Below are 23,030 nucleotides of genomic sequence, written 5' to 3'. Positions count from 1 at the left end.
GAGGCAGGTTGGGGCGAACGTAGCGCGCGGCTGTGCGGAGCCTATGAGCGCACGCACCCGGACGTGCCGAACCCGGGGTCGCTCCTCGATCCGGAGGTGGATCGGGGAGCGACCCCGGGTTCGGGGTGGGTCAGTCGCGGGTCAGTCGCGGGTCAGCCGCAGGTCGGCCGGCCGTGCTCCGGCGTCGCGACGGTCTCGCGCTCGTCGGCGTCGTCCGCCGGCACGGCGGTGACCTCCAGCGCGCCGTCGGCGTCGCCGCGGACGGCGAACGACTGGTACGCGTTCTTGCCGGGGGCCACGGACGGGAAGCTCTTCGAGCCCCACGGCGTGGCGACCTCGACGTCGAGGCGCGCGTCGTCGTCGTTCACGACCCGCACGGCGACGTACGGCTTGCCGCCGAGGCAGCGGACCTCGGCCGTCGCGGTGACGGCGACCGCCGCCGGCGACGACGGGTCCGCCGCACCGGGTGCGAGCACCCGCAGCGCGGTGAGCCCGGGGTCGCCGTCCTGCCACGACGTGCTCAGCGCGACGTAACGGGTCGTGCGGTCGACGTCGAGCGAGCCGCGCACGTCACCGGCGCCGATCGTGCCGACGTCGGTGAAGGTCAGGCCGTCGTCGCTCACGGAGACGACGGACTCCGGCGCCCCGCCGCGCTCCCACGCGGCGACGACGGTGCCGATCTCGCGCTGTGCGCCCAGGTCGGTGACCATACGGCCGTCCGGGCCGGGGACCCACGCCGTGGCGGCGTCGCCGTCCACGGCGAGCGACGGCGACGTCATGCCCTCGGGCAGCACGGACGCGGGGAACGTGAGGGTGCTCAGCGCGCGGTCCGGGACCGGGAACGGCGTCGCGTCCCGGAACGTGACGCGCGTGCCCGACGGCGTCGCCCCGACCGTGCGGGTCGCGCCCGTCTCGGCGTGGCGCAGCTCGACCGGCGCCCCGTCGCCGCTGACGCGGAACGAGCGCGCGTCGGCGACGGCGACCGTCACCCCCGCGGGAGCCTGCCCGGCGGCCGTGGCGACCGTCGCGCGCGGCGCGAGCACGACGGCGTCGCCCGCCGGGACGGTGACGTCGAGCGTCGACGCGTCCGCGCCGACCGTCTGCGTGCCGGCGTACACGGGGACGGCCCCGCCGTCGTGCGGGACGGTGAGCGTCGTCGCGACGTCGGCGCCGGTGAGGTTGAACGCCACGACGTACCCGTCGACGGCGCTGACGAGCACCGTGGGGTCCTCGGACGTCGGCACGCGGGCCCCGGCCTGGGCGGCGGTCGCCGCGGCGTCGCCCGGGACCATCTCGACGAGCCGGGGGCCGGTCGCGCCGTCCGTGAGCCGCACGACGTGCCGCGTGTCGCTCGCGCGCGACACGGTCACGGGCGCGTCCGAGCCGCGCACGACGAACCCGGCCTCGCCCTCGACGTTGAGCCAGTCGCCCTCGCTGCTCAGCACCTGGTCGCCCGTGTACCGGAACGACGCGGCGTCGTGCCACGTCTGCCCGTCGAGCGACGTCTGGACGCGGTACTCCTGGCCTGCGGCGACCTCCCAGCCGAGCTGCACCTGGCTCACCGCGGTGGGCGCGCCGAGGTCGACCTGGACCCACGAGTCGGGCTTGGTGCGGTCCGCGACCGCCACGGCCCAGCGGGTCGTGGCGGAGCCGTCGGTGACGGCGCTCGCGGGGTTCGACCCGTTGGCGCTCGACGCCGTGGCCGGCTTGCCCGCGGCGACTTCCGTCCCCGTGGGCGAGAACGCGCGCAGGTGGTAGAGCGAGTAGCCGTACGCGGCGTCGCCGCGCACGCCCTGCATGCGGACGTAGCGCGTGGTCACCGGCGCGGGCTCGTCCGCGCCCTCCGGGGTGAGGTCGACGGTGTCGAGGCGCGCGACGTTCACGTCCGCCGGGGCCTTGCCGTACGCGGTCGCGGTGGTCCAGGTCTGGCCGTCGGTCGACGTCTGGACGAGGTACCGCGCGCCCGCGCTCGCCTCCCACGCGAACCGCACGCCGCCCACGGTGGTCTCCTCGCCGAGGTCCACCTGGATCCACGAGTCGGGGCGCGTGCGCTCGCCGACCGCGACGGCCCAGCGGGTCGACGGGTTGCCGTCGGTCACGCGTGCCGCGGTGCGGCCGCCTGCCGTGTCCTGGCTCGACGCCGTCGCGACCTTGCCGGCCGCGAGGTCGGTCGCGGACCCCTCGTCGGCGCCGTAGGCGTGGAACGCGAACATCGAGTAGCCGTACTGCGGGTGGCCCTGCTGTCCGAGGAGCCGCACGTACCGCGCCGTGACGGGCGCGAACGTGAGGTCGTCGACGCGCGCCGCCTTGGCGTCCGCCGGGTCGGCGGGACGGGTGACGGGGAGCGTCGCGGTGGTCTCGCCCTCGGCGGTCGTGTACGTGCGCGACCCGTCGAGCCCGGAGTAGCCGTTCATGTCGAGGTTGCGGACGGACAGGCTCGCGTCCTCCGTCCCTGCGCCGGTCGACGCGTAGACGGCGGCGCCCGTCGGGAGCGTGACCTGGCCCGCGTACCCGCCGCCGATCCGGAAGACCGACGACGTGCCCTCGAAGCCGTCGCGCGCCCCGGTGTACGTCGTCACGTGCCGCTCGTCGACCGTGGCACCGGTCGTGGGGTAGAGGTACGGGGTCGAGCCCGAGACGTGGAACAGCCACGAGTCGTGCGACGGGACCCAGGGGAACTTGACGAAGCCCTTGCGGCTCGACGCCGCGGCCCAGGCGTCCGACGTCTGCTGCACGGTCAGGCCCGGCCCGGCGCCGAAGTCGCGCACCCCGGCGAGGCGCTCGAAGAACTCGTCCTGCGGCGTCGGCTCCACGGGGCCCTCGGGCGACTCGGCGGCCTCCACGTGCAGGAGGTAGGAGATCGCGATCTCCGCGCGCGCCTCGGGCTCGTACTTGGGCTCGCCCGAGAACTTGGCGAGCCGGTAGACCGGCGCGTACGACTGGTAGTCCTCGAGCGCCGCGGCGAGGTTCGCCTCGGCGCGCGCGGCGTCGGGGTCGCGCAGCACCTGGCCGAGGAACGCCATGGGGATGGCGTCGCGGCCGTAGAGGAACTCGCGGTCGGCGACCATCGGCATGAACGGCTCGCCCGCGTCGGACATGACGAGCTTGATCGACTCCCACAGCTCCGCCGAGTTGGGCTGGTGCGTGAGGATCTCCGGCAGCGGCTCGTCGCGCAGCAGGAAGTGGATCGCGTTGCGACCGCCGGACCGCCAGATGTCGGACTGGTAGTGCGGGCCGAACGACCCGTGGTTCTCCACGAGGTACGTGTCGTGGATGGTCTGCATGGTGTTCGACGACACGGGCTTGCCCGCGACGACAGCCGGGTTGTTGCGGTCGGCCGTCGGCTGGCCCGCCGCGTTGCGGCCCCAGTCGCCGAGCTGCTCGGCCCAGCGCGCGGCGTCGGGGTCGTCGGGCGCCCAGGCGAGGCCGGGCGCGAGGGCCTGCGTGTAGACGCCGACCTCCTCCTGCGCCGTGTCGCCCTCGTGCTTGCCCGTGGGCCAGTCGGCGGTCCACGAACCGGAGAGCGGGTCCTTGCCGAAGTCGAGGTCGGCGGTGTACTTCGACTGGCCGGTCGCGATGGTCGTGAGGTTGGCCTGCGTCGTCGCGTCGAGCTCGTCCCACAGGAGGGTCCCGGCCGCGAGGAAGTAGGACTGGAACGTCGAGTCCCAGAACAGCCTCTTGCCCCACGTGCCCGCCGGGTCGACGAACCGGTTGGTCGCCGCGTAGTGCCGGATCGTGGCGAGCGTGTGCGCGCGGAGCGTCTCCTCGGAGACGCCCGCGAGCTCGGCGTCGTACTCGCCGTGGGTGAGGAGCACCGCGTTGCCCAGCACGACGGCGAAGTTGAAGTCCTTGAGCTGGTACACCCCGGCCGACGGGTCCCAGACGGACTCGACCCAGCGGGTGTGGCGCAGCAGCGCACCGTAGTAGTCGGCAGCCGTCGCGTCGGGGGCGCCGAACGCGGGTGCGGCGTCGTTTGCCGCCGTGGCGGTCGCGGGCGAGGCGGCCGACGGTGCTCCCTGCGCGACCGCCGGCGTGAGCAGCAGGGCCCCGGCGGTCGCGAGCGCGACGACGGCGGTGGCGCGGCGGCGGGCGCGCCGTCCGGGTGGCGGGGCGGGTGGTCGGGTCATGGGGGCCTCCGGGCGTCGTCGAGCGGCAACGGTGCTGGTGCTCGGTCGGGTGGTACGCGTGCGGGTGGTGCGGGGTTCGCGCGGGGAGCGTCGGTCCAGGGTCGGACGACCGGCGCCCCCGCGCGGGTCGGGGGCGCTGCTCAGGCGGGGCGGGGGGTGTTCACAGGGTGGTTCCTCTCAGGTGGTGCGACGTCGCACGCTGTGGCACGAGGCCACCTGACAGCGCTGTCGAGAGTGAGTATAGGCGGGGTTCTCCCCGGAGTGAAGGGAGCGCCGCGGACTTCGCCCGGTCGGCCGTCGAGACGACCGACCGGGCGGTCCGCTCAGCCGCAGTCGACGGCGGGCACGTCGACCGGGACCTGCGCGTCCACGGGCTCTCCGCCCAGCTCGCCGTGGGCGGTGACGACCGCGGTCGTCGCCTCGACGGCCCGCGCCCGCGTCGCGAACGACTGGTAGCCGGACGCGCCGGGCACGACGTCGGAGACCGTGCGCTCGCCGAACGCGGTCGCCAGGTCGAGCGTGAGCGCGACCGGGACGTCCTCGCCGTTGAGCGCGCGCAGGGCGACGTACGCCTTGCCCGCCAGGCACCGCGGCTGCACCTCGACCCGGACGTCGGCGGCGGCCCCGGCAGCGCCCCCGGCCGACCCGACGACGACCCCGCGGTCCGGCACGAGCCGCACGTGGTCCACGTTCACGTTGCCCGTGTCGCCGCGGTCGTAGCGCAGGCCGACGCGCGTCGTGCCCTCGCCCACGGCCACGCGGACGGGCTCCGTGAAGCCCCAGCGCCGCCACCGCTCGGCGTCCTGGCCGAGGTTCGGGAACGGGACCGGGCCGGCCGAGGCCCCGTCGACGGTGAGCGAGAGCTGGCGGTCGAGCGGCGCGACGACCATGCCGTTGGCGTAGCGGAAGCTCACCTCATAGGTGGTTCCCGGCGCGACGCCCGCGACGTCCACGGCGAAGGCCGCGCCCTCACGGCTGAGGGTCCGCACGAACCCGGTGCCCGTGTAGCCGGGGTGCTCGGTCGTCGTGATCGCGCCCCCGCTCAGCGTCCCGGCCTCGGCCTCGAGCACGAGCTCCTCGCGCTGGGCCGCGACGAGCCCGCCCAGGGTCTCGACCGCGGGCCCGGCGGGCAGCGCGGCGAGCGCGGCGGCCGCCCGGTCGAGGGCCCTGCCCACGGCCGCGTCGTCGTCGCGCGTCGCGGCACGGACCGCGGCGGCCAGCGGCGCGCGCGCGGCGGCGGCGTCGCTCTCCGCGAGGTCGCCCGCCTCCTCGGCCGCGTGCAGCGTGGCGAGCACGTGCGGCAGCCCGACCCGCTCGCCGAGCCACGGCGCGACCGCGGCGTCGAGCGTCGCGAGCGCGGAGCCCCCGACCTGCTCGGTCGACCGCGTGAGCAGGACCGTCCGCACGCTCTGGGCGGCGACCCGGGCGGCGCCCAGGTCGGCGTCGGCCGCAGCGGCGACGAGCGCTCCGACGCGGCTCGAGAGCAGCCTCGCCGTCGCGGCGTCGAGACCGCCGTCCGCGCGGGCTGCGGCCACGAGGGCCTCCAGGGCGGCGCCGTCCGGGTACGGCAGGAGCGCCGCCCGGGCGGGCTCGCCCGTCGCGCCGTCCACCCCGGCGACGGCGAGCTCGTTGTGCTCCGCGTAGGAGACGTCGGCCGCGTCGAGCGTGAACGAGAGCTCCCGGGTCTGGCGGCCGCCGACCCGCGTGGTCGTGCCCGCGACCGTCTCGCCGTCGAGGACCAGGTGCGCCTCGGCGACCGTGGTCCCCGCGTTGGCGACCTCGGCCGAGACGTGCACGGTGCCGGAGGCCGGGTCGAACACGGCTTCCGGTGCGCCCGCGAGGTCGAGACGAGCCCGCTCGTACGGCGCCAGCGCGGCGAGGTCCTCCGCGGTGGCGGGCCGGAGCCGGACCGCCTGCCCGCCCGCCCCGACGAGCGACGCGCTGAGGACGTCGTCCGAGGTCACGAGGGACCGCGTGACCTCGACCGCGGTGGGGTTGCCCTTCCAGCTCGCTTCCTGGGCGTCGGCCCAGACCTCCGCGACGTACGTGACGCCGTCGTCGAGCATGTCCAGCGGGACGTCGAGCGTGCGGTCGACCTCGTCGGTCACGACGCCGACGTACCAGGTGTCGCCGCTGCGGCGGGCGGTCGTGACGTGGTCGCCGATCTGCGCGTCCACGCGCGACTCGTCCCACGTCGCCGGCATCCCGCGCAGATACTCGAACGCCTCGGGGTGCTTCGCGTAGTTCTCGGGCGTGTCCGCGAGCATCTGGAGCGGGCTGTAGAAGGTCGTGTAGAGCGCGAGCTGAGTGGTGGTCGTCGTCTGCACCCGCGTGTTGAGCCCTGCCGGGTCCCACAGCACGTCGAGGACCCCCGGCGTGTAGTCGGCCGGGCCGCCGATCCAGCGCGTGAACGGCAGGATGGTCGCCTGCTCCGGCGGGTTGCCGTTCGCGCCCATGTAGTTCTGCTGCTCCATGCCCGCGACGCCCTCGCCGGTCATCATGTTCGGCCAGGTGCGGTCCTTGCCCGTGGGCTTGATCGCCTCGTGCGCGTTGACGGAGATGCCGTGCCGCGCCGCCGCCTCGACGACGCGCTGGTAGTGCTTCACGGCCTCTTGGTCGTAGTGGCTGCGGTTGACACCGCCGAGCTGGAAGCGGGTCGCGTAGCCCGTCTTGATCGCGTGGATCCCCCACTCCTCGTACTGGGAGAAGATCCGCTCGATGTTCTGGTCGTAGTAGTCGACGTAGCCGCGGGTCTCGTTGTGCGCGACGAACCCGACGCCCTTCGCGGCGCCGTAGCGCAGCACCTCGTCGAGGTCGACGTCGGGCATCGGCGTCGTGAAGTCCTGGTTGGTCCAGGAGCCCCCGGCGTTGGTGTTCCAGCCCTCGGCGAGCACGTACCGCGCCCCCGCGTCCGCCGCGAGGTCGATGTAGTCCTTGATCCGGGCGGTCGTGGCGCCGTGCTTGGCGCCCGCGGTCCACGTCGTGTCGCGGCGCTGGAGCTCCCACCACACGCCGGTGTACGTGCCCGCCTCGATCCAGTCGGCCGTGTCGGCGGTGCCGTCGCCGTCGGAGTCGACGTCGCAGACGGCGCAGGGCGGGTTGAGGTTCTGCACCAGGTGCGACTCGGCGAGGTCGCCCGCCGCGCGTCCCACCTGCACCGTGCGCCAGGGTGTCACGACGTCCTTCTCGCGCGCGTCGAGCACTGCCTTGGTGCCGTCCGGCAACGCGATGAGCTCGCTCACCAGGGTCCCGGGCGTCGCCCCACGGACGAGCGTCATGCTCGCGTAGTCCGTCAGGTCGGCCTCGTGGACCGCGAGGAACAGGTCGTCGCCGCGGGAGAGCGTGAGGGGCGTCTGCGCGTCGGGGACCTCCCCGACCGGGGCCGCCTTGTAGTGCTTCTCGTCCGCGTTCCAGTCCTTGCCGGCGCGGATGAAGTACGCGGTGAGGTCCGTCGGCAGCGCGAACTCGGTCCGCTCGGCCGTCACGACGAACGGTCCGCCCGCCAGCGCGTCCTGGCGGGGCAGGACGTAGCGGAACCCGACGCCGTCGTCGAACACCCGGACCACGACGTCGAGCGCGAGGCCGGAGGAGTGGCGCGCGTGCACGGTCAGCTCGTTCGCGTGGTTGCGCACGGACGAGCTCGTGCCCCACGCAGGGGTCCACGTCTCGTCGATCTCGTCGCGCTCGACGGACTCGACCGTCATCCCGGACGTGAGGTCGGCGTCGGGGCCTCGCAGCACGAGGCCGAGACCGGAGGCGCCGACGACGGTCGTCGTGCCGTCCCGCACGACGTCGTAGGTGAGGCGCCCGTCGACGACGCCGACCGTGAGGTCGAGGCTGCCGTCGGGCGACGAGACCTCGTGCCCGTCGAGCCGGTCGACGGCCGGCGCGGCGGCGAAGGCGACTGGTGCGCCGGGCGCGGCGAGCGCGGGGGCCGCGGCGCCGACGGGTGCGACGAGGGCGAGCGCGAGGGCGGCGCCGGCGAGCAGGCGGCCGGGGCGTCGTCGGGTGGCGGGTGGGGGCGGGGTGGGGTCGTGCGAGGTGCGGTACACGGGGCTCCTTGAGACGTCGTCGTCCTGGGGACCGTCGGCGGTCCGCGGTGGTGCGCGGGCGCCGCGCGGCGCGGCGGTCGCGGGGTGCGTGGCCGCCGTCGTGCGGTGGGTGGTGGTACGACGCAGGGGCGGGCCGGACCTGGTACGACCAGGTCCCGCCCGCCCCCCGCGCGCTCGGTCCGACCGGAGGTCAGCCCTTGACCGAGCCGGCCATGAGGCCCCCGACGAAGTACTTGCCGAGGACGATGTACACGAGCAGCGTCGGCAGCGACGCGAAGAGCGCGCCGGCCATGGAGACGCCGTAGTTCTGGAGCAGCGCGCCGTTCGCGAGGTTGTTCAGCGCGAGGGTCACGGGGCCGTTCTGGCTGGACGAGAAGAACACGGCGAAGAGGAAGTCGTTCCACGCCGACGTGAACTGCCAGATGAGCACGACCACGAAGCTCGGGATCGAGATCGGCAGGATGATCGACCAGTACGTGCGCAGCATCCCGGCGCCGTCGACGCGCGCGGCCTCGACGAGCTCGTGCGGCACGGTCATGTAGTAGTTGCGGAAGATGAGCGTCGTGATCGGGATGCCGTAGATCACGTGCAGCAGGATCAGCGACGGCACGCCGCTCGGGATGCCCAGGCCCAGCACGAGCTGGTTGAGCGGGATCATCACGGCCTGGTACGGGATGAACATCCCGAAGAGGATGAGCGTGAAGACGACGTTCGCGCCCTTGAAGGACCAGCGCGAGAGCACGAACCCGTTGAGCGAGCCGAGGAACGCGGCGATGATCGCGGACGGCACGACCATCTGCACCGTGCGCCAGATCGCGGGCGACAGCGCGGTCCACGCGGTCTGCCAGTTCTCGAGCGTCCACACCTGCGGGAGCGACCACGCGCGCGCCGGGGAGGCGTCACCCGCGCCCTTGAAGCTCGTCACGAAGAGCACGTACACGGGGATGAGGACGATGACGAGGAAGAAGATCAGCGCGACGTACTTGAGCGTGCGGCCGGCGGAGAACCGCTCCTTGCCGCCGTCGGGGCGCAGGTCGACGGGTCGGCCGCTCGTGCCGGTCGGCGTGGCGGGCACCGGCTCGGTGGTGGCGGTCGTCATCGCTTCTCCTGACGGTTGGTGCGGATCAGGTACGGCACGATGACCACGGCCACGATGATCAGCAGGATCGAGCCGACGGCCGCCGCGTTGGCGTAGTCGAAGCTCGACTTGAACACGTACATGTCGACGGCCGGCACCTTGGTCTGGTAGTTCGCGGGCTTCGAGATCGACATGATGAGGTCGAACGCCTTGAGCGACATGTGGCCGATGATGATGAGCGCCGACAGCGCGATGGGCGAGAGCTGCGGGAAGAGCACGTGGCGGTACAGCTTCCACTCGCTGGCACCGTCCATGCGGGCGGCCTCGCGCAGCTCGTCGGGGATGCCGCGGAACCCGGCGAGGAACAGCGCCATCACGTAGCCCGAGAGCTGCCAGATGGCGGGGATCGCGATGGCCGTGATGCCCCACGTGACGTTGTTCCACCAGTTGTTCTGCAGGAAGTCGAGGCCGACGATCTGGAACAGCCGGTTGAGGCCGCTGGCCTGCTCGCCCTGGTTCGAGTTCAGCAGCCAGCGCCACACGACACCGGAGGCGACGAACGACACGGCCATGGGGAACAGGTAGATCGAGCGGAAGATCCCCTCGCCCTTGACCGGCTTGTCCAGCATCCAGGCCCAGAGGAAGCCCATCACGAGCGTCCCGACGAGGAAGACGACGGTGTAGAGGACGAGGTTCTTCAGCGAGTGCTGGAACGCCTCGCTGCCGAGCAGGTCGGTGTAGTTCTCGAACCAGACGACCACGGACGGCTTCTGTCCGGTGGCCTGCGCCGCGGTGTGGTTGTCCGTGATCGACGTCCGGAAGTTCGCGCCGATGAGGCCGTAGACGAACACGCCGACGAGGATCAGCGAAGGGGCGAGCAGCAGCAGCGCTGGGCCGGCTCGTCGCAGTGACTTGAGCATGGTGGGTCTTCCCGGTCGTGGGGGCGTGGGACGCGACGCTCGTGAGCGTCGGCGGCCCGGGGAGGGGTCCGGTCGCGCGGGGCCGCCGCGCGCCGTCGGGGTGCTCCCGACGACGCGCGGCGGATCCGGGGGACGGGTCTCAGCCCTCGGTGGCGGTGACGAGCTCGGACTGGAAGGTCGCGAGGTCGGAGCCGCCGGACGTGAACTTGCTCGTCGCGTCGGAGATCGCGTTGAGCGTCGCGACGGGCGCGGCGGCACCGTGCGCGAGCGAGGACACGATGGTGTCCTGGCCGAACGACTCGATCGCGGTCTGCTGGTACTCGGAGAACTCCGACGGGTCGGCGTCGGTGCGGGCCGGGATGGAACCCTTGGCCTTGTTGAACGCGACCTGGCCCTCGAGCGAGCCGACGGTCTCGAGCCACGCCTTGGCGCCGTCGGGGTGCGGCGCGCCCACCGGGAGGGTGAACGAGTCGGCGAGGAAGTCGAACACGCCGTCGGTGCCCGGGACGGGCGCGGCGGTGAAGTCGGTGCCGAGCGTCTTGCCCTGCTCCTCGAACGCCGCGACGGCCCAGTCGCCCATGACGTTGAACGCGGCGTTGCCGTCGATCACCATCTGGGTCGCCTCGGGCCAGTCGAGCCCGTCACGGTCGGTGTTGGTGTAGCTCATGAGCTTCTCGAAGTCCTCGAGAGCCGACGTCACCTCGGCGCCCGACCAGTCGGTCGAGCCGTCCCACAGGCCGTTGTACGCCTCCGGGCCGAGGTCGGCGAGGAGCACCGTCTCGAGCAGGTGGACCTGGGTCCACGTCGTCGCGACCGACAGCGGCGTGACGCCCGCGGCCTTGAGCTTGTCGAGGTCCGCCATCCAGGCGTCGAGGTCCTCGTACGTCGCCGCCGGGTCGATGCCGTTGGCCTCGAGGACCGTCGGGTTGGCCCACACGACGTTCGCGCGGTGGATGTTCGACGGGATCGAGTAGATCGCGCCGTCGTCGGACTTGAGGCGGTCGACGAGGTCGGCCGGGAAGACGTCCGTGAGGCCGAACTCGTCGTACAGCGACGAGACGTCCTCGATCTGCGCCGCGTCGATGTAGTCCTGGAGCTCCGCGCCGGCGTGCGCCTGGAACGTGTCCGGCGGGTCCTGCGCCTGGAGTCGGGACTGGAGGAGGTCCTTCGCGGCCGAGCCGGCGCCGCCGGCGACCGCGCCGTTGATGAACTCCACGTCGGGGTGCTGCTCGTTGAACACGCCGACCAGCGCGTCGAGACCCGCCTTCTCCGAACCCGCGGCCCACCAGGTGAAGACCTCGACCTCGTCGCCGCCCCCCGAAGCGCCCCCGTCGCCGGTTCCCCCGTCACCGGAACCACCGCCGCTGCACGCGGCGAGTGCGAGACCCACGAGGGCGGCCGTCGCCACCGTCGCGCTCGTCCTGCGATCGATTCGCATCGTGATTTCCCTACGCCTTCTTCGGTCGTGGGGGACCGGCGGACGACCACGTCGCACCGGCCGGGCGCACCGGCGCGCCCTCGAACCCGCTGCCCATACAACGACCGTCCCGGCTTGATGTCAAGAAATGAACGCAAGCGTCGCTCAATCGTGATCTTCGCGTCAGGTCCTGCACGCAACCAGGGGTTCCGTCGAGTCTGGCCTAGCGTGACAGCGCTGTCCAGCTCGTTCAGGAGATCGGCCCAGCGTCCACGCCCGGCCTGTCCCACCTGGACGGGGGCGCCCCGGCGGTATCCTGACCTGCGTGCGCGCTGACCGGGTGACCCCGGGCTCGCAGACTTCACTGCGTGAGGCCAACCGAGCTCGGATCGTGAGCGCCGTCCAGCAGCGTGGCTCCCTCACGCAGATCGAGCTGGCCGGCGTCACCGGGCTGTCCCCGGCCACCGTCTCCAACATCGTCAAGGAGCTCACCGGCGCGGGCGTGCTGCACACCTCGCCCTCCACGCGCAGCGGTCGCCGCGCGCTCCAGGTCACCCTCGCGCGCAACCTCGGGCTCGTCGCGGGCGTCCACTTCGGTACCCGCTCGATGCGCGTCGCGCTCGCCGACGCGTCCATGCGCGTCCTCGCCGACCAGCGCATGCCGCTCGCCCCCGACCACCGCGCGGACACCGGGCTCCAGCGCGCCGCGCTCCTCGTGGAGGAGATGGTCGCGTCCGTCGACGCCGCCCCCGACGAGCTCCTCGCCGTCGGCGTCGGCGTGCCCGCGCCCGTGGACGTGCGCGCGGGCCGCATCGCGACGGTCGGCATGATGCGCGGCTGGGACGGCGTCGTCGTGCCCGAGATGCTGGAGGCCGAGCTCGGCGCGCCCGTGACCGTGGACAACGACGCCAACCTCGGCGCGCTCGCCGAGACCCGGTTCGGGGCCGCCGTCGGGCACGACGCCGTCGCGTACCTGCGCGTGTCCCATGGCGTGGGTGGCGGGCTGGTCCTGGGCGGGCGCGTCGTGCACGGGCGCGCGGGTGTCGCGGGCGAGATCGGGCACGTGACGATCGACGAGAACGGCCCGGTGTGCCGGTGCGGCAACCGCGGCTGCCTCGAGATGTACGTCGGCGCCGGGGTCCTGCTGTCCATGCTCTCCGAGAGCCGTGGTCCTCTCACCCTGCGCGACGTCATCGCACGTGCCCAGGAGGGCGACCCCGGGTGCCGGCGCGTCCTGTTCGACGCCGGTCAGCACCTGGGCGTCGCGGCCGCCAACCTGTGCAACCTGGTCGACCCCGAGATCGTCGTCGTCGGGGGGCAGCTCGCCGAGGCGGGCGAGGCCCTGCTCGGCCCCCTGCGCACCGCGCTCGAGCAGCGCACGGTGCCGAGCACCGCAGGCCCCGTCCAGGTCGTCGCGTCCGAGCTCGGGTCCGCCGCCGAGGTGCGCGGCGCGCTCGCCGTCGCGCTCGACCTCGCGCGCGTCAGCGGGTCGCTGGGGGTGAGCGCATGACCGGGACCGCCGTCGCCCGGACCAGGCTCGCCCGCGGCCGGGTGCGCGGCGTCGTGACGGCCGCGCTCGCGACCGCCGTCGTCGCGCTGCTCGCGCTCGCCGGGTGCGCGGCGCCCGAGGAGCCCGCCGGCCCGTCCGAGGGGACCATCGGCCTCCTGCTGCCCGAGGCGAAGACCGCGCGGTACGAGACGTCCGACCGCCCGACCTTCGTCGGCGTGGTCGAGCAGCGCTGCGCCACGTGCGAGGTCCTGTACGCCAACGCCGCCCAGGACGCCGCGAACCAGCAGCAGCAGGCCGAGTCGATGCTCGCGCGCGGGGCCGACGTCCTCGTCCTCGACGCCGTGGACGCCGTCGCCGCGGTGAGCATCGTCGCAGAGGCCCAGCGGCTCGGGGTGCCCGTCATCGCCTACGATCGCTTCGTCGAGGGCGCGAACTACTACGTGTCGTTCGACAACGAGCTCATCGGGTACCTCATGGGGGAGGCGCTCGTCGGCGCGGTGCTCGACCGCGCGGAGCAGGACCCGCCCCCCGACGGGCGGCGGCCGGGGGTCCTGTTCGTCCAGGGCTCGCCGACCGACCCGAACGCGGCGGAGTACGCGGCGGGTGCCCACCGAGCCTTCGACGGAGAGGACATCGACGTGCTCGCCGAGTACGACACCCCCGACTGGAGCCCCGACAAGGCGACCGAGTGGGTCGAGGGGCAGCTCACGCAGTACGCCGGCCGCGTCGACGGCGTCTTCGCGGCGAGCGACGGCATCGCGGGCGGCGCGATCGCCGCGATGAAGGCCGCAGGCCTCGACCCCGTCCCGCCCACCACGGGCCAGGACGGCGAGCTCGCGGCGGTCCAGCGCATCGTCTCGGGCGACCAGTACATGACCGTCTACAAGGCGACCGCCCAGCAGGCGCGCACGGCCGCCGAGCTCGCGGTCCGGGTGCTGCGCGGCGAGGACCCGCGCGCGACCGCGAGCATCGACGGCGTCCCGAGCCTCCTCCTCGCGCCGCGCGCGGTGGGGATCGACGACGTGCAGCGCGTCATCGTCGACGGCGGCGTCTACACGACCGACGAGATCTGCACCCCGTACTACGTCGACGCGTGCGTCGAGGCGGGGCTCCTGGAGGCCGCCCCGTGAGCGCGCCCGTCCTGTCCCTGCGCGGGGTCTCCAAGAACTTCGGCGGCGTCCGCGCGCTCGTCGACGTCGACGTCGACGTGCGCGAGCACGAGGTGCTCGCCGTCGTGGGAGACAACGGCGCGGGCAAGTCGACGCTCGCCGGCGTCGTCGCGGGCGCGTTCCGGCCCGACGTGGGCGAGGTCCTGCTCGACGGCGCGCCCGTCGTCCTCGACTCGCCCGCGGCGGCGCGCGCGCACGGCATCGCGGCGGTGTTCCAGCAGCTCGCGCTCGTCGACGACCTCGACGTCGTCGAGAACGTGTTCCTCGGCCAGGAGACGCTGCGCGGCCCGTTCCTCGACGAGATCGCGATGGAGCGCGAGGCGTGGGGCCTGCTCGACCAGCTCGCCGCGACCGTGCCGTCGGTGCGCCAGCCCGTGCGCACGCTGTCCGGCGGGCAGCGTCAGGTCGTCGCCGTGGCCCGGGCCCTGCTCGGCGCGCCGCGCGTCCTCGTCCTCGACGAGCCGACGGCGGCCCTCGGCGTCCGCCAGACGGCCGAGGTGCTCAACCTCATCGAGAAGTTGCGCGAGCGCGGGCACGCGGTCGTGCTCATCAGCCACCAGGCGGGCGACCTCCAGGCCGTCGCCGACCGCATCCTCGTGCTACGGCTCGGGCGCGTGCACGGCGAGTTCGCGGGCGACACGTCCTACGAGGACCTGCTCGCCGCCATGACGGGCGCGGTCCGGCCCGCGCGGCCGGGCGGCCCGGCGCGGCCGACCGACCCGGGGCGCGAGCGGCGCTCCGGCGGCACCGGGGCGGTGCACCGATGAGCGTCCCCGGCCGCACGTCCGGCGCCGCGCTCGACCGCCCGTCGACCGGCGCGCTGTCCGGCAGCGTCGTCCGGCAGCTCCGCGGCGCCCATCTCGGCATGCTTCCGATCGTCGGCGCGCTGCTGCTCATCTGGGTCGTCCTCGGCGCGATCAACCCGGCCTTCCTCTCGGCGGAGAACCTGGTCAACCTCACGCTCCAGAGCGCGCCCACGGGGATCATCGCGCTCGGGGTCGTGCTCGTGCTGCTCGTCGGCCAGATCGACCTGTCCGTCGGCTCCGTGAGCGGGCTCGCCGCCGCGGTGCTCGCGGTCGGGACGGTCAACCTCGACTGGCCCGTCGGCCTCGCGATCCTCGCGGCGCTCGCGGTCGGCGTCGTGGTCGGCCTGGGGTACGGGCTGCTGTCCACGCGCCTCGGGCTCGCGTCGTTCGTCTTCACCCTGGCCGGGCTGCTCATCCTCGCGGGCGTGCAGCTCCGGGTGCTCGGCCCCTCGGGCTCGATCAACATCCCGTTCGAGTCCTGGCTCGTGCGCACCGTGCAGCAGGGCTTCCTCGCGCCGGCCGCCGCCTGGGCGCTCGTCGTCGTGGTGGTGGCCGGGTACGCCGCGCTGCGCGTCGTCGACCACCTGCGCCGCGTGCGCGCGGAGCTGCCGAGCCCCGGGCTCGGCCGGATCGCGGTCCGCACCGCCGTCCTCGCCGCGGTCCTCGTCGGCACGGTCGCCTACCTGGGGACCGCGCGCGGGATCGGCTACACGGTCGTGCTGTTCGTCGCGCTCGTCGTGGTGGTGGACGTCCTGCTGCGCCGCACGCGCTGGGGCCGGTCGGTGCGCGCCGTCGGCGGGAACCGGCGCTCCGCGCTCCTCGCGGGCGTCGCGGTGCGGCGGACCGTCGTCTCGTGCTTCGTCGCGTGCTCCACGTTCGCCGCGCTGGGCGGGATCCTCGCGGCCGGGCGCCTCGCCGCCGCGAACCAGGGCACCGGCGCCGCGGACACCTACCTCACGGCGATCGCCGCGGCGGTCATCGGCGGGACGAGCCTGTTCGGCGGGCGGGGGAGCGCGTGGTCCGCGCTGCTCGGCGTGCTGGTCATCCAGTCGATCGCCAACGGGCTCACGCTGCTCAATCTCGACACGGCGACGCGGTACATCGTGACCGGAGCGGTGCTCCTGCTCGCTATCGTCGTCGACATGCTCATCCGCGGTCGACGGGAGGTCTGATGATGGTGATGCAGGGGGAGAGCACGGGCACGCTCCCGCCGGGCGGGAGCGCTGCCACGGCGGGGGGCTCCGGGACGGGCACCCCGACGGAGACGGCGGCGCGCCCGCACGCAGGGCGCGGCGGCCGACGGCCGACCCTTGCCGCCGTCGCGGAGGTCGCGGGCGTCAGCCTCAAGACGGCGTCGCGCGTCCTCAACGACGAGCCGAACGTGGCGCCGCAGACGCGGGCCAAGGTGCAGGAGGCCGCGCAGCGCCTCGGCTTCCGCCGCAACGCGGTCGCGGCGGACCTGGCGCGCGGCGGCTCCTCGCGGCTCGTCGGCTTCGTCACCGGCGATCTCGCGAACCCGTTCTACTCCGCGCTCGCGAGCGGGATCGAGCGCGAGCTGCGCCACCACGGGCTCCAGCTCATCACCACGAGCTCCGACGAGGAGCCCGAGCGCGAGCGCTCGCTCACGGAGGCGCTCGTCGAGCGCCGCGTCGGCGCGCTCGTGGTGACGCCCACGTCGACGGACCACTCGTCGCTGCGCCGCGAGCTCGACGACGGCCTGCCCGTCGTGTTCATCGACCGTCCCGCGCAGGGCGTCGACGCGGACACCGTCGTCATCGACAACCGCGGCGGCGTGCGCGACGCCGTGACGCACCTGCTCGCGCACGGGCACCGGCGGATCGCGCTCGTCGGGGACGTGTCGCGGCTGTGGACGTTCCAGGAGCGTCGCGACGAGTTCGTCGCCACGCTGCGCGGCGCGGGCGTCGAGGACCCGTCGCGGTACGTGCGCGACGGCGCCCACGACGCCGAGCTCGCGCGCGCGTTCGTGGCGGAGCTCCTGGCCCTGCCCGAGCCCCCGACCGCCTTCGTCACGGCGAACAACAAGATCACGGTCGGCGCGCTCCACGCGCTGCGCGACCGCGCGTCCGCGGGCGGCCCGGCCGACGTCGCGCTCGTGGGTTTCGACGACTTCGAGCTCGCGGACCTGCTCGACGTGACCGTCGTCGGGTACGACGTGGTCGAGATGGGGCGCCAGGCCGCGTCGCTCGCGGTGTCACGGGCCGAGAACCCCGAGCTGGCCCCGCGTCTCGTCGTCGTGCCCACGCGCCTTGTCGTGCGGGGTACGGGCGAGGTCCCCGGCCCGGGAGCCTAGGCCCACGGCGCCGGGGCGAGCCCTCCGTTCCGTCCGCTCCCGACGCCCTCGGCCGCGTTGACAAAGCCGTCGCTCCCACATAAGTTCGGGCTGCCCCTGACAACGCTTCCCCCCTGCGCGTTGTCAGGGGCACCCCTGCAGCCTGACAGCGCTGTCAGATGATCGAAGGAGATCGCGAGCATGACCAGACCCCTCCCGCCCGGACGCGCGGCAGCCGCGCGTTCCGGGAGCGGCCGCGCGAGGCCCCTCGGCCTCGCGCTCGCCGCGGCCCTCACCGTCCCTCTCGCAGTCCCTGTCGGCGTCCTCGCCGCGGCCCCGGCCGCCGCCGCGGAGCCCGGGGACTTCTCGTCGTCCTTCGAGTCGGGAGACCCGGCCGCGCTCGCCACCACGGTGGCCGAGCGCGACGGCGCGCCCTGGCAGGCGAACGTCGGGTCGTTCACGAGCGGCCTCCCCGGCAGCGTGCTCGGGAAGCTCAAGGCCGTCACGGCGAGCGCCCAGAACCTGCCGAACGAGGGCGCCGCGAACCTCGCCGACGGCAGCTCCGGCACCAAGTGGCTCGCGTTCGCCTCGACCGGCTGGGTCCGGTACGAGTTCACCGAGCCCGTGTCGTTCGTCGCCTACTCGATGACGTCGGGCGACGACGCGGCGGGCCGCGACCCCAAGACCTGGACGGTCGAGGGCTCGAACGACGGCACCACGTGGACCCCGCTCGACCAGCGCACCGACGAGGACTTCCCGAACCGGCAGCAGACCCGGAGCTTCGAGCTCGACGAGCCCACCGAGGCCTACACCTACCTGCGCCTCAACGTCACGGCGAACTCGGGCGACTCCATCGTCCAGCTCGCCGGGTGGGACCTCTCGGCCGACCTGAGCGCCGGCCCCTCCGCCGCGCCCATGAACACCAAGGTCGGCACGGGGCCGCGCGTGAGCTTCACCAACAAGGCGGGCGTCGGGTTCTCCGGCCTGCACTCGCTGCGGTACGACGGCTCGCACCTCGCCGACGGCGAGACCTACGCGACCAACGTGCTCTACGACGACGTGGACGTCGTCGTCGGCGAGGACACACGCCTGAGCTACACGATCTTCCCCGAGCTGCTCGACGACCTGCAGTACCCGTCGACGTACGCGGCGGTGGACGTGCTGTTCACCGACGGCACCTACCTGTCCGACCTCGGCGCGCGCGACGCGCACGAGACCGTCGCGACGGCCCAGGCGCAGGGCGAGGGCAAGATCCTCTACGCCGACCAGTGGAACTCCGTGCGGGTCGACCTCGGCGACGTCGCCGCGGGCAAGACCGTCGACCAGGTGCTGCTCGGCTACGACAACCCTGGTGGCCACGCCGGCACCAAGTTCGCGGGCTGGCTCGACGACGTCGCGATCACGGCGCAGCCGGCGACGATCGACGGGTCGAGCCTCGCCAACTACGTGGACACGCGCCGCGGCACGCTCGCGTCGGGCAGCTTCTCGCGTGGGAACAACATCCCGGCGACGGCCACGCCCAACGGGTTCAACTTCTGGGTGCCCTACACCAACGCGTCGTCCCAGAGCTGGCTGTACGAGTACCACAAGGCCAACAACGCCAACAACAAGCCGGTGCTCCAGGGCTTCGGCGTCTCGCACGAGCCGAGCCCGTGGATGGGCGACCGCAACCAGCTCACGTTCCTCCCGTCGACGGCGTCCGGGACGCCCGACGCCACGCTCTCGACGCGCGGCCTCGAGTTCGACCACGCCGACGAGCTGGCGCGCCCGGACTACTACGGGGTCACGTTCACCAACGGGTCCGCGATCGAGGCGACGCCCACCGACCACGGCGCGGTGCTCCGCTTCAGCTACCCCGGCGCCAAGGGCCACGTGCTCGTGGACAAGGTGGACGGCTCGTCCAAGCTCACGTACGACCAGGCCACGGGGACGATCTCCGGCTGGGTCGAGAACGGCTCGGGCCTGTCCGTGGGCCGCACGCGCATGTTCGTCGCCGGCACCTTCGACCGTAGTCCGACGGCGGTCGGGACGGCGGCGGGCAACCGTGCGGACGCGCGCTTCGCGACGTTCGACACGTCGTCCGACAAGACGGTCGAGCTGCGCGTCGCGACCTCGTTCATCAGCCTCGACCAGGCGCGCAAGAACCTCGACCTGGAGGTGACCGGCAAGACCTTCACGGAGGTCAAGGCCGCCGCCGCGCAGGCGTGGAACGACCGCCTGGGGGTCATCGAGGTCGAGGGCGCGAGCGAGGACCAGCTCGTCACGCTGTACTCGAACCTCTACCGCCTCAACCTGTACCCGAACTCGCAGTTCGAGAACACGGGTACGGCGCAGGCGCCGGTGTACAAGTACGCGAGCCCGGTCTCCGCGACCACCGGCTCGGCGACGGACACGCAGACCAACGCCAAGATCGTCGACGGCAAGATCTACGTGAACAACGGGTTCTGGGACACGTACCGCACGGCCTGGCCGGCGTACTCGCTCCTCTACCCGGAGCTCGCGGGCGAGCTGATCGACGGCTTCGTCCAGCAGTACCGCGACGGCGGCTGGGTCGCGCGCTGGTCCTCCCCGGGCTACGCGGACCTCATGACGGGCACGAGCTCCGACGTCGCGTTCGCGGACGCGTACCTCAAGGGCTCGCTCCCGACGGACTCCGCGCTCGAGGCGTACGACGCCGCGCTGCGCAACGCGTCCGTCGCGCCGCCGAACAACGCCGTGGGCCGCAAGGGCCTCCAGACGTCGCCGTTCCTCGGGTTCACGCCGGAGTCCACGCACGAGTCCGTGTCGTGGGGCCTGGAGGGCCTGATCAACGACTTCGGCATCGGCAACATGGCCGCTGCCCTCGCGGAGGACCCGGCCACGCCGGACGAGCGCCGCGAGACGCTGCGCGAGGAGTCCGCGTACTTCCTCGAGCGCGCCACGCACTACGTCGAGCTGTTCGACCCCGAGGTGGACTTCTTCGTGCCGCGGCACGAGGACGGCACGTGGGCCGTCGACCCGGAGACCTACGACCCCGAGGCGTGGGGTGGCGGGTACACCGAGACGAGCGGCTGGAACTTCGCGTTCCACGCGCCGCAGGACGGCCAGGGCCTGGCGAACCTGTACGGCGGCAAGCAGGGCCTCGAGGACAAGCTCGACCTGTTCTTCTCCACCCCGGAGAAGGGTGCCGGCAACGGCGGCATCCACGAGCAGCGCGAGGCGCGCGACGTCCGCATGGGCATGTGGGGCATGAGCAACCAGGTGTCGCACCACATCCCGTGGCTGTACGACGCCGCGGGCGCACCCTCCAAGGCCCAGGAGAAGGTCCGTGAGGTCACCCGCCGCCTGTTCGTGGGCAGCGAGATCGGCCAGGGCTACCCGGGCGACGAGGACAACGGCGAGATGTCGTCGTGGTGGATCTTCGCCTCGCTCGGCTTCTACCCGCTCCAGGTCGGCTCCGACCAGTACGCGGTCGGCTCGCCGCTGTTCGACAAGGCGACCGTGCACCTGCCGGACGGCGACCTCGTGGTCAACGCCGAGAACAACTCGGTGGACAACGTCTACGTGCAGTCGCTCGCGGTGGACGGCGAGGCCCGCACCTCGACGTCCCTCTCGCAGGCCGACCTCTCGGGCGGCGCGACCCTCGACTTCGTCATGGGCCCGGAGCCGTCCGACTGGGGCACGGGCGAGGACGACGCGCCGCCGTCGCTCACCGAGGGCGACGAGCCCCCGGCGCCGGTCCAGGACGCGACGACGGCGGGCCTCGGCACGACGACCGTCGCCGACGGCGACGCGTCGACGAGCGCCGCGGCGCTGACGGACAACACGTCCGGCACGCGCACGACGTTCGCCACCACGACCCCGTCGATCACGTGGGCGGGCAACGGCATCCGGCCGACGGTCGAGTCGTACACGCTGACCTCCGGGGCGAGCGGGACGGCGTCGCCGTCCGCGTGGACCCTCGAGGGCTCCGACGACGGCGAGACCTGGACGACGCTCGACGAGCGGTCCGGCGAGCAGTTCCGCTGGGCCCTGCAGACGCGGCCGTTCACGGTCGCGGAGCCGACGGCGTTCGCGCGGTACCGCGTGACGGTCACCGCGGCGTCTGGCTCCGGTGCGCTGTCGCTCGCCGAGGTCGAGCTGCTCGCCGACCCGAAGGCCTCCGGCGCCGAGGAGCTCACGCTCTCGGCGGCCGCGGACCGCGAGACGGTCACCGGCCGGGAGGTCTCGGGCTCGTTCGCGACCCTCACCGGGGTCGAGGGCGACGCGTCGGCGCTCGACGTGCAGGTCGCGTTCGGCGACGGCTCCGAGCCGGTCGCGGGCTCGCTCCAGGCGGGTGCGTTCGGCGGGTACGCGGTGAACGCCGCGCACTCGTGGACCGCCCCGGGCGTCTACCCCGTGACCGTCACGGTCTCGGGCGAGGGGATCGAGCCCGTCTCGACCACCTCGTACGTCTCCGTCTCGCTCCTGCGCGAGGGCTCGCTGCTCGCCGCGTACGACAACGTCTGCATCGGTGACCTCGGGACGACCGTCGGCTCGTGCGACGGTCAGGGCGTGTTCTTCGACCGGGCGCAGCTCGCGGCGAAGGGCTTCGTCCAGGGTCAGCGCTCGACGGTGCCCGGCACCGACCTCGCGTTCGACGTCCCGGCGATCCCCGCCGGGCAGCCGGACAACGCGACGGGCGACGGCCAGACCATCGAGCTCGAGGTCCCCGCGGACGCCGAGCAGCTCTCGGTGGTCGGCACCGGCACGGAGAAGAACCAGCAGGCCCAGGGCGTGCTGACCTTCGACGACGGCTCGTCGCAGCCCATCGACCTGAGCTTCGGCGACTGGTCGGGCGCGGCGCGCAACCCCGTGTTCGGCAACATCCCCGTCGCCGTGACGGACAACCGCCTGCGCGGCGGCAGCCCGCAGACCGGCACCCCGGCCGCGTTCTTCGCGACGGCGCCGATCACGCTCCCCGAGGGCAAGCGGGCCGTGAGCCTCACGCTCCCGGACCAGCCGGGCGAGCTCTCGCGCGACGGCCGCATCCACGTGGTCGCGGTCGCGCACGACGGCACGTTCGCCGAGCACCCCGCGCTCGAGCTCACGGCCGCCGAGGGCGTGACGCTCGCCGTCGGGCAGACGACGGAGACCGTGCTCGCCCAGGTGACCGGCGGCCGCGAGGGCGCCGAGCTCCGCGCGGCGGTCACGTGGGGCGACGGCTCCGACGTCGCGGCGGGCACGGTGGCGGACGGGTCCGTCTCCGGCTCGCACGCCTACTCGGCGGCCGGGACGTACACCGCGTACGTCGTGGTCGACGACGGCTGGACCAGCCAGGTGGTCGAGGTCCCCGTGACCGTGACCGAGGGCCAGCCGACGCTCGCGATCGACGTCACGGTGAGCACGCGCTGCCTCGCCGGCAAGGCGTACGTCGCGGTCCGCGCGGAGAACGGCGAGGACGCGCCCGTCGCGATCCGGCTCGTCACGCCGTTCGGCACCAAGGAGTTCGCGGCCGTCGCGCCGGGGGCCAACGCCTACCAGTCGTTCGCGACGCGGGCGACGTCGGTCGGGGCCGGCACGGTCACCGTCGAGGCGACCCGTGGAGACCAGGGGGTGACGGCGTCGATCACGGCGGACTACGCAGCCGTGACCTGCGGCTGAACCCTGAGCCCACCTCGCGCCCCGGCCTCCGGGGCGTGA

11 protein-coding genes are annotated in these 23,030 nt (G+C 73.5%); 6 read left to right on the top strand and 5 right to left on the bottom strand.

Annotated features, from left to right (window positions below):
• Window positions 1–152: 152 nt before the first annotated feature.
• The 5 genes from AC6CH9_RS02495 to AC6CH9_RS02475 all read right to left on the bottom strand — a co-directional run bounded on the left by AC6CH9_RS02495 (window position 153) and on the right by AC6CH9_RS02475 (window position 11,615).
• Window positions 153–4,127, bottom strand: coding sequence for a discoidin domain-containing protein (locus AC6CH9_RS02495; RefSeq protein ID WP_498153494.1), 3,975 nt, complete (start codon window positions 4,125–4,127; stop codon window positions 153–155).
• Between the two features lie 323 nt (window positions 4,128–4,450).
• Window positions 4,451–8,179, bottom strand: a complete 3,729-nt coding sequence (locus tag AC6CH9_RS02490) for a glycoside hydrolase family 97 N-terminal domain-containing protein (RefSeq protein WP_498153493.1) — start codon at window positions 8,177–8,179, stop codon at window positions 4,451–4,453.
• Window positions 8,180–8,369: 190 nt separating this feature from the next.
• On the bottom strand, window positions 8,370–9,278 hold the full coding sequence (locus tag AC6CH9_RS02485) for a carbohydrate ABC transporter permease (RefSeq protein ID WP_498153492.1): 909 nt from the start codon (window positions 9,276–9,278) through the stop codon (window positions 8,370–8,372).
• A complete protein-coding gene (locus AC6CH9_RS02480; RefSeq protein ID WP_047233561.1) occupies window positions 9,275–10,177 on the bottom strand; it encodes a carbohydrate ABC transporter permease in 903 nt (300 codons plus the stop codon). The genes AC6CH9_RS02485 and AC6CH9_RS02480 overlap by 4 nt, the downstream gene beginning before the upstream one ends.
• A gap of 139 nt (window positions 10,178–10,316) precedes the next feature.
• The gene (locus AC6CH9_RS02475) at window positions 10,317–11,615 is read right to left on the bottom strand and encodes an ABC transporter substrate-binding protein (protein WP_498153491.1); all 1,299 of its coding nucleotides are present in this window, start codon (window positions 11,613–11,615) and stop codon (window positions 10,317–10,319) included.
• A gap of 370 nt (window positions 11,616–11,985) precedes the next feature.
• Between AC6CH9_RS02475 and AC6CH9_RS02470 the strand changes: the two genes are divergently transcribed.
• The 6 genes from AC6CH9_RS02470 to AC6CH9_RS02445 all read left to right on the top strand — a co-directional run bounded on the left by AC6CH9_RS02470 (window position 11,986) and on the right by AC6CH9_RS02445 (window position 22,991).
• Entirely contained in the window at window positions 11,986–13,104 is a 1,119-nt protein-coding gene (locus AC6CH9_RS02470; protein WP_141390638.1) for an ROK family transcriptional regulator, read from the top strand.
• Window positions 13,101–14,234, top strand: coding sequence for a substrate-binding domain-containing protein (locus AC6CH9_RS02465; RefSeq protein ID WP_498153490.1), 1,134 nt, complete (start codon window positions 13,101–13,103; stop codon window positions 14,232–14,234). Before AC6CH9_RS02470 ends, AC6CH9_RS02465 begins: the two co-directional genes overlap by 4 nt.
• Window positions 14,231–15,040 carry an ATP-binding cassette domain-containing protein gene (locus tag AC6CH9_RS02460; RefSeq protein ID WP_498153489.1) on the top strand — a complete coding sequence of 270 codons (810 nt, stop codon included), beginning with the start codon at window positions 14,231–14,233 and terminating at the stop codon, window positions 15,038–15,040. Before AC6CH9_RS02465 ends, AC6CH9_RS02460 begins: the two co-directional genes overlap by 4 nt.
• On the top strand, window positions 15,037–16,251 hold the full coding sequence (locus tag AC6CH9_RS02455) for a sugar ABC transporter permease (RefSeq protein ID WP_498153488.1): 1,215 nt from the start codon (window positions 15,037–15,039) through the stop codon (window positions 16,249–16,251). Before AC6CH9_RS02460 ends, AC6CH9_RS02455 begins: the two co-directional genes overlap by 4 nt.
• Window positions 16,251–17,390 carry a LacI family DNA-binding transcriptional regulator gene (locus tag AC6CH9_RS02450; RefSeq protein WP_498153487.1) on the top strand — a complete coding sequence of 380 codons (1,140 nt, stop codon included), beginning with the start codon at window positions 16,251–16,253 and terminating at the stop codon, window positions 17,388–17,390. The genes AC6CH9_RS02455 and AC6CH9_RS02450 overlap by 1 nt, the downstream gene beginning before the upstream one ends.
• Window positions 17,391–17,570: 180 nt before the next feature.
• The gene (locus AC6CH9_RS02445) at window positions 17,571–22,991 is read left to right on the top strand and encodes a GH92 family glycosyl hydrolase (RefSeq protein ID WP_498153486.1); all 5,421 of its coding nucleotides are present in this window, start codon (window positions 17,571–17,573) and stop codon (window positions 22,989–22,991) included.
• Window positions 22,992–23,030: the final 39 nt, after the last annotated feature.

This window comes from Cellulosimicrobium sp. GQ32, assembly GCF_059758455.1.
Note: the sequence above shows the minus strand (reverse complement) of the source record. Positions and strands in the feature narration are given on the sequence as shown.

What these genes read in the sequence shown, in the direction of transcription:
- AC6CH9_RS02495 (WP_498153494.1), bottom strand. Translation starts at nt 4,127, where the DNA reads ATGACCCGACCACCCGCCCCGCCACCCGGACGGCGCGCCCGCCGCCGC.
- AC6CH9_RS02485 (WP_498153492.1), bottom strand. Translation starts at nt 9,278, where the DNA reads ATGACGACCGCCACCACCGAGCCGGTGCCCGCCACGCCGACCGGCACG.
- AC6CH9_RS02480 (WP_047233561.1), bottom strand. Translation starts at nt 10,177, where the DNA reads ATGCTCAAGTCACTGCGACGAGCCGGCCCAGCGCTGCTGCTGCTCGCC.
- AC6CH9_RS02475 (WP_498153491.1), bottom strand. Translation starts at nt 11,615, where the DNA reads ATGCGAATCGATCGCAGGACGAGCGCGACGGTGGCGACGGCCGCCCTC.
- AC6CH9_RS02465 (WP_498153490.1), top strand. Translation starts at nt 13,101, where the DNA reads ATGACCGGGACCGCCGTCGCCCGGACCAGGCTCGCCCGCGGCCGGGTG.
- AC6CH9_RS02455 (WP_498153488.1), top strand. Translation starts at nt 15,037, where the DNA reads ATGAGCGTCCCCGGCCGCACGTCCGGCGCCGCGCTCGACCGCCCGTCG.
- AC6CH9_RS02450 (WP_498153487.1), top strand. Translation starts at nt 16,251, where the DNA reads ATGATGGTGATGCAGGGGGAGAGCACGGGCACGCTCCCGCCGGGCGGG.
- AC6CH9_RS02445 (WP_498153486.1), top strand. Translation starts at nt 17,571, where the DNA reads ATGACCAGACCCCTCCCGCCCGGACGCGCGGCAGCCGCGCGTTCCGGG.